Annotated in this window: 5 protein-coding genes; all 5 read left to right on the forward strand. The window is 69.0% G+C overall.

Translation table 11 applies throughout. From position 1 onward, the window contains the following. The first annotated feature begins 136 nt into the window (after nucleotides 1-136). The 5 genes from MAY35_RS21890 to atzF are packed head-to-tail and all read left to right on the forward strand — an operon-like array spanning nucleotide 137 to nucleotide 7079. Nucleotides 137-1699 carry an amino acid permease gene (locus MAY35_RS21890; RefSeq protein WP_238423393.1) on the forward strand — a complete coding sequence of 521 codons (1563 nt, stop codon included), beginning with the start codon at nucleotides 137-139 and terminating at the stop codon, nucleotides 1697-1699. A gap of 35 nt (nucleotides 1700-1734) precedes the next feature. Continuing rightward, the gene (locus MAY35_RS21895) at nucleotides 1735-2586 is read left to right on the forward strand and encodes an urea amidolyase associated protein UAAP1 (RefSeq protein WP_238423394.1); all 852 of its coding nucleotides are present in this window, start codon (nucleotides 1735-1737) and stop codon (nucleotides 2584-2586) included. Between the two features lie 25 nt (nucleotides 2587-2611). Continuing rightward, nucleotides 2612-3286, forward strand: coding sequence for an urea amidolyase associated protein UAAP2 (locus tag MAY35_RS21900; RefSeq protein WP_238423395.1), 675 nt, complete (start codon nucleotides 2612-2614; stop codon nucleotides 3284-3286). Nucleotides 3287-3339: 53 nt separating this feature from the next. Further along, nucleotides 3340-5415 (forward strand): 5-oxoprolinase/urea amidolyase family protein, encoded by a 2076-nt coding sequence (locus MAY35_RS21905; protein ID WP_238423396.1) that lies wholly within the window; start codon nucleotides 3340-3342, stop codon nucleotides 5413-5415. Beyond that, complete coding sequence (atzF, locus tag MAY35_RS21910) at nucleotides 5412-7079, forward strand: allophanate hydrolase (RefSeq protein WP_238423397.1); 1668 nt, start codon at nucleotides 5412-5414, stop codon at nucleotides 7077-7079. Before MAY35_RS21905 ends, atzF begins: the two co-directional genes overlap by 4 nt. Nucleotides 7080-7212 lie beyond the last annotated feature (133 nt).

The raw sequence follows: 7212 nt of genomic DNA on the forward strand, positions 1-7212 counted from the left end.
GGCGCGTAACAGGGCCGTAACCGGAGTTTGCGTGACCGGAACAAATCTGTCAATCGATAGAAATGAGCGAGGGCTTATCTATCAGGTGACAGGAAACAGCGCTCAACGTGGAGCTTTCGGAAAGGAAGACCGCGCCATGACCTCCACCCCCGAAGTGGCTCCCGTGACGACGACACCCCCGCCGGGCACCGGGCCCGGCACCTCGGACCGCGATGCCTCGGATCTCTCCGAGCTCGGTTACGACCAGCAGCTCCACCGATCTCTCGGCAAGTTCGCGTCGTTCGCCGCGGGCTTCTCGTTCGTGTCCATTCTGACCACCATCTTCCAGTTGTTCGGACTCGGGTTCGGCTTCGGCGGGCCGGCGTTCTTCTGGACCTGGCCGATCGTCTACGCGGGCCAGTTCCTGGTCGCCCTCTGTTTCGCCGAAATCGCTGCGCGGTACCCGATCTCGGGTGCGATCTACCAGTGGTCGCGGCGCATGGGCGGCGAGGTGGTCGGCTGGTTCGGCGGCTGGTTCATGATGATCGCCCAGGTGGTCACGGCCGCCGCGGCCGCGATCGCCCTGCAGGTGGTCCTGCCGTCGATCTGGCTGGGCTTCCAGATCGTCGGCGACGACCCGACCCTCACCACGACCAGCGGTGCCGCCAACGCGGTTCTGCTCGGCTCGATCCTCGTCGTCATCGTCACCGCGATCAACTGCGTGGGCGTCCGGTGGATGAGCCGGGTCAACAGCATCGGTGTGGTGTGCGAGCTCGTCGGCGTCGTCGCGGTCATCCTGGCCCTGTTCACCCACGCCCAGCGCGGGCCGGACGTGGTCTTCGAGACCGGCGTTCCCGGCCAGCAGCCCGGGTACATCTGGGCGTTCATCGTGTCCGGACTGATGGCCGCCTACGTCATGGTCGGTTTCGGTTCGGCCGGTGAGCTGGCCGAGGAGACCCGCGACCCCCGGCGCGTCGCCCCGCGCACCATCCGCATGGCGCTCACGGTGTCGGCCATCGGCGGTGGATTGATGCTCCTCGGCACCCTCATGGCCGCACCCACGCTCGACGAACAACTCGCGACCGGCGGCCTGCCCTACGTTCTCGACTCGGTGCTCGGCAGCTTCTGGGGCAAGGTCCTCCTGGCCGATGTCGCGGTGGCCATCTTCATCTGCACTCTCGCCATCACGACCGCGTGTTCACGACTGATGTTCTCGATGGCACGCGACGGCCGGCTCCCGTTCTCCGCGCAGCTGTCCCACGTCAACAGCCGGACGGGCACCCCGATCGTCCCGTCGATCCTCATCGGCCTGCTGTGTATCGGCATCCTCCTGGTCAACATCGGCAACTCGGCGATCTTCGCGACCCTCGCCAGCGTGTGCATCATCCTCATCTACCTCGCGTATCTCGCCGTCACCGGCCCGATGCTCTACCGCAGGTTCCAGGGCTGGCCCCATGCGGGCGGAGTCGACGCCGGCGGCCGGAAGTTGTTCAGCCTGGGCCGGTTCGGGATCGTCGTCAACGCCCTCGCCGTTCTCTACGGCGCGCTCATGGTGATCAACCTGGCGTGGCCGCGCGCCGAGGTCTTCGATCCCTCGGGCGAGATGCCGATCCTGCGCTGGGCGGGACCGATCTGCATCGTCGCCACCGTCCTGGTGGGCATCGCCTGCTATCCGCGCGGCAAGGAGCACCCCCGACCGGTGGACACCGCACGCGCCTAGTTGACCGAACACCCCCGACGACAAAAGGAACTCCCATGACCACGAGCACAGTTCCCGGCACCGGGACCACCTCCGGGGCGCGCGCACACGCCCGAGCGCAGGCCGGTGTCATCACCGACAGCATGCCGGTGGTCCCGGCGTCACGATGGCCGAACCCACCTGCCGATGTCGACGCCGCGACCCTCACCTGGGCCGAGACCGTGCCCGGTGGCCGGTACACCAGCAAGGTCCTCGCACGCGGCACGCGGGTCCGGCTCCACGATGTCGCCGGCGCGGCGTGCGCACACCTGATGTTGTGGCGTGCCGACGCCCCCTGGGAGCGACTCAACGTCGCCGACACCGTCAAGGTGCCGTGGCAGGCATACCTGGGTGCCGGGCACCCGCTGCTCAGCGATCAGGGGCGGGCCCTGGCCACCGTCGTCGCGGACGGTTCCGGACGCCACGATGCCCTGTGCGGCACCACGACCCTTGCCTCGAACACCTCGAGATACGGTGCCGGCGAGGTGCATTCAGCCAGCCCGGCCGGTCGTGAACTCTTCACCCTCGCCGCCGCCAAGCACGGACTGACCCCGTCGGACGTCGCGCCGTCGCTGTCGTTCTTCCACGGGGTGACCGTCGACCCCGACGGTTCGCTGCGCTCGACCGGCAACGCGGGCCCGGGTACCGCGGTGGATCTCGTCCTGCACCTGCCGTGCATCGTCGCGGTCGCCAACACCGCTCATCCGCTCGACCCGTCACCGACCTTCGACACCACATCGCTGGAGGTGCTCGCGTGGCGGGCGGCGCAGGACCTCGAGACCCTCGTCGCCGATGCAGGCACGCGCGACCCCGAATACCAGCGTGCCGTTGCCAACTCCGAAGACGTCTGGGCTGCAGCTCATTTCTGAGCTGACCCGCTGAGAGGACACCACAGTGACCACCGCACACACCATCACCGATGCCGCTTCGGCCCCGGCCGCCGACCTCGCGCTCGTCCCGGGCGACGTCGTCCTCGACGCTCTCGTGGGCGACCGGGGACCGTGGTCGGGCGTCGTCGCCGCCGGTGACGTGCTCACCATCGTCGACCTGTACGGGAACCAGGCCGTCGACACCCTGTTCTACGCGGCCGACGATGTGTCACGGCGATACTCGGCACAGTCGACGATCGCCGCGCAGGGCAACATCTTCCTGACGACGGGCAGCGTGATCCGCGACCACGAGTCGTCGCCGCTGATGACGATCGTCGCCGACGAGGTCGGCAACCACGACACCCTGGGCGGCGCGTGCTCGCAGGAGTCGAACACGCTGCGCTACGGCCACCACACCAAGCACCAGCACGCCTGCGTCGAGAACTTCCTCATCGAGGGCAGCCGACACGGACTCGGCAAGGCCGACCTCGTCGGGAACGTGAACTTCTTCATGAACGTCCCGGTCGATCCCGACGGGTCGCTCGGCATCGTCGACGGCCTGTCCGCGCCGGGCAAGCGCCTGGCATTGCGTGCCGAGACCGACACCCTCGTGCTCATCTCCAACTGCCCGCAGATCAACAACCCCTGCAACGGATTCGATCCCACTGCGGTGCGGGTCGTCGTGACCCGCCCGTCCTGATCCCCGTTGTCCCGCACGCCCACGCACTGTCGTCTGACGAGGAATCCCACATCATGTCTGCCACCACCGCGGGGTCGGTGACCGTTCTGCGGTCCGGTCCGCTCACCACCATCCAGGACTGGCCCGGCCGCATCGGGTACTGGAAGGTCGGCGTCCCGCCGTCCGGTCCCATGGACGATCTGTCGTTCCGGCTCGCCAACCTGGCCGTCGGGAATCCGGAGACCGCAGCCGGGCTCGAGATCACCCTGATGGGGCCGTCGTTGCGGTTCGACGAGGCGGCCGTGGTCGCGGTGACGGGCGCTCCGGTGACCGTCACCGTCAACGGAACGACCGTGCCGCAATGGTTTCCGCTCCGGTTGGCGGCCGGCGACGTCCTCGACGTCGGCACCGTCGGGTCACTGGGCATGCGGGCCTACATCGCGGTGGCCGGCGGACTGGACGCCGAGGACCATCTGGGCAGCCGGTCGACGTTCACGATGGGTCGCTTCGGTGGTCTGGACGGACGGGCACTCACCGCAGGCGACCGGCTCGCACTGTTCGGGGGGCCCAGCGCGGCGCCGCGGCGGATTCTGGGCGACGAGCAGCCCGCCTTCACCAACAACTGGCAGCTCGGCGTGACGGTCGGCCCGCACGGTGCGCCCGAGTTCTTCACCGAGGAGGACATCGCCGACCTGTTCGCCGCCGACTACGAGGTCCACTTCAACTCCGACCGCACCGGAATCCGGCTCATCGGACCCCGGCCCCGCTGGGCGCGGGAGGACGGCGGCGAGGCCGGTCTGCATCCGTCGAACATCCACGACACCGCCTACTCGGTCGGTGCTCTCGACTTCACCGGTGACACACCGATTCTCCTCGGCCCCGACGGGCCCAGTCTGGGCGGTTTCGTGTGCCCGGTGACCGTCACGACGGCCCAGCGGTGGAAGCTCGGACAGCTCAAGCCCGGCGACACCATCCGGTTCGTCGCAGTGCGTGGCGATCGTGCGGCATCGCCTGCCCAGACGGGACTCGGGCGGCGTGCGAGTTTCGTCGACGTGCTGTCGTCCGGTGGCGACCTCGACAACGGAATCCTCGGCAGCACGACGACAGCCGACGGGTCCACGGCGGTCACCTACCGCCGGTCCGGTGACGACAACGTCCTGGTCGAGTACGGCGAGATGCATCTCGACCTGGCTCTGCGCGCCCGGGTGCACGCGCTGAGCGAACGGATCGCGGCCGAGAAGCCGCGTGGTCTGATCGATCTCACGCCGGGAATCCGATCGCTACAGGTCAAGGCGGACCCCGATGTGTGGTCGCAGTCGCAGATGCTCGAGTGGCTCACCGAGTGCGAGAGTCAGTTGCCCGCGGCCGAGGATCTCGCCGTCCCCAGCCGCACCGTTCGGTTGCCCCTGTCGTGGGATGACCCGGCCACGCGCGAGGCCATCGAGCGGTACATGCTCGGCGTCCGGTCCGACGCCCCCTGGTGCCCGTGGAACATCGAGTTCATCCGCCGGATGAACGGCCTGGACTCCGTCGACGACGTATACCGGACCGTGTTCGACGCGAGTTACCTCGTCCTGGGTCTCGGGGATGTGTATCTCGGTGCACCGGTCGCTGTTCCGCTGGATCCCCGCCATCGTCTCGTCACGACGAAGTACAACCCCGCCCGCACCTGGACGCCGGAGAACGCCGTCGGTATCGGCGGCGCCTACCTCTGCATCTACGGCATGGAGGGTCCGGGCGGTTATCAGTTCGTCGGGCGCACGACACAGGTCTGGAACCACCGGCACCCGCTGCCCGCGCCCGGGTTCGATCCCGAACACCCGTGGTTGCTCCGCTTCTTCGACCGCATCCAGTGGTATCCGGTCAGCGCCGAGGAACTCCTGGACATGCGCGCCGACGTCGCCGCGGGACGGGGCGACAGCACCGAGATCACCGACGGGATGTTCTCGCTCGCCGAGCATCAGACCTTCCTGGACGACAACGCGGACGACATCGCGGCCCGGCGCCGGACCATGGAGGCCGCTCGGGCCGAAGAACGGCATCGCTGGTCACAGCAGGGTGAATTCGCGCTCAAGACAAAGCATGTCGAGGATTCGCCGACCACGGACAGGGCCGCGGACAACGCGGCGGATCAGGAGCAGGTGGCATGACCAGGATCGACGACATCTACCGGCGCATCGCGGATCGGCCGGAGGTCTTCCTCGCGATCCGACCACAGGCCGACGTCGAGGCCGATCATCGACGGTCCCTGGCAGCGGGCGGTCCGCTGGCCGGAGTTCTCCTGGCCGTCAAGGACAACGTCGACGTAGCCGGGCTGCCGACCACCGCCGCATGTCCCGGGTACGCCTACTCCCCGGATGCCGACGCCGATTCGGTGGCCGCGCTGCGTGCGGCCGGCGCGGTGGTCATCGGCAAGACCAACCTGGACCAGTTCGCCACCGGACTGGTCGGCACGCGCAGTCCGCATGGCGCGGTTCGTGATTCGCGCCGCCCGGATCGAATCTCGGGCGGTTCGAGCTCGGGCTCCGCGGTCGCCGTGGCGCTGGGCTTCGCCGACATCGCCATCGGGACCGACACCGCGGGATCGGGACGCGTGCCGGCGGCACTGCAAGGCCTCGTCGGCGTCAAACCGACAGTCGGTGTGATCTCCACCGGCGGCGTCGTCCCGGCCTGTGCCAGCTACGACGTGGTGACCATCTTCGCCGCCGATCTCGCGCTCGCGAACCGGGCGACCGCGGCGATGAAGGCCGCGGTCGGACCCCGCCCGTTTCCCTCGTCGATCCCATACGCGGCGCCGGAACGGCCCACCGTGGCGGTGCCCGCCGAGCTCCCCGGCCTCGACGAGCGGTGGCGAGCGGCGTTCGACGACGCGATATGCCGTGCCGAGGCAGCCGGTTTCGTGGTCAAGACCATCGACCTGGCGCCGTTCCTCGAAGCCGCCAGGCTCCTCTACGACGACGCCCTCGTCGCCGAACGCGCCGACGCGGTGGGGGAGTACCTCGCCTCGGTGACCGACCCGATCGCCGACGGTGTGGATCCGACGGTCGCCGGGATCATCGGCGCGGCCGGACGTTTCTCCGCCGTCGACCTGCTGCGTGCCCGTCGTCGCCTGACCGTCCTGCGGGACGAGGCGATGGGGCAGTGGGGGGACGCGACGGCCCTGCTGGTCCCCACCGCCCCCATGCATCCCACGATCGCCGAGGTCGCCGCCGACCCGGTCGGCGTGAACTCGACGATGGGGACGTACACGAACTTCTGCAATCTGTTCGATCTGTCCGCGCTCGCGGTCCCCGCCGGCACCGTCGCCGAGGCCGACGGCACCGAGTCCCGCTTCGGTGTCACGTTCCTCGGCCGCGGCCACGACGACGCCGTCCTCGTCGACGTGGCCGGCCGGTTCCTCGGCTCACCCGTTGCGGGTCCCTCCTGGGTGGAACCGGACGATGCGATCGAGCTGGCGGTCTTCGGCGCACACATGCGCGGTGGACCCCTGACGCAGGAACTCTCCGACCGCGGCGCGCGCTGGGCGGGTGAGGTCACGACCACCGCGGCTTACCGACTGGTGGCCTTGGACACCACACCTCCCAAGCCCGGCCTGATCCGGGATCCCGCTGCGGGACGGGCGATCCGCGGTGAGATCTGGACCCTGCCGTCGGCGGCTCTCGGCGAGTTCCTCGCCGCCCTTCCGCAACCGATGATGCTGGGCAGGGTGGAGATCGCCGCGGGCGAGACCGGACCCGCCAGGTGGGTCGTCGGATTCGGTTGTGCGGCCGATGCCGGAGCCGAGGGCGAGAGCCTCGACCGCGACCGCTGGTAGGTGAGCCCAGACCTGGACGCCTGTCCCGAAGTCCGTTTCGTGCCACAAGTCTCGTTCGGCTACCAATCGGCCGCCCGTGATGATTGACTGACTCATCTCGGTGGGGCGGGGAGAGGGAGTGGGACGTATGACC

This window comes from Gordonia sp. 'Campus', from assembly GCF_022206305.1.
In the GTDB taxonomy this organism is placed as follows: Bacteria; Actinomycetota; Actinomycetes; order Mycobacteriales; family Mycobacteriaceae; genus Gordonia.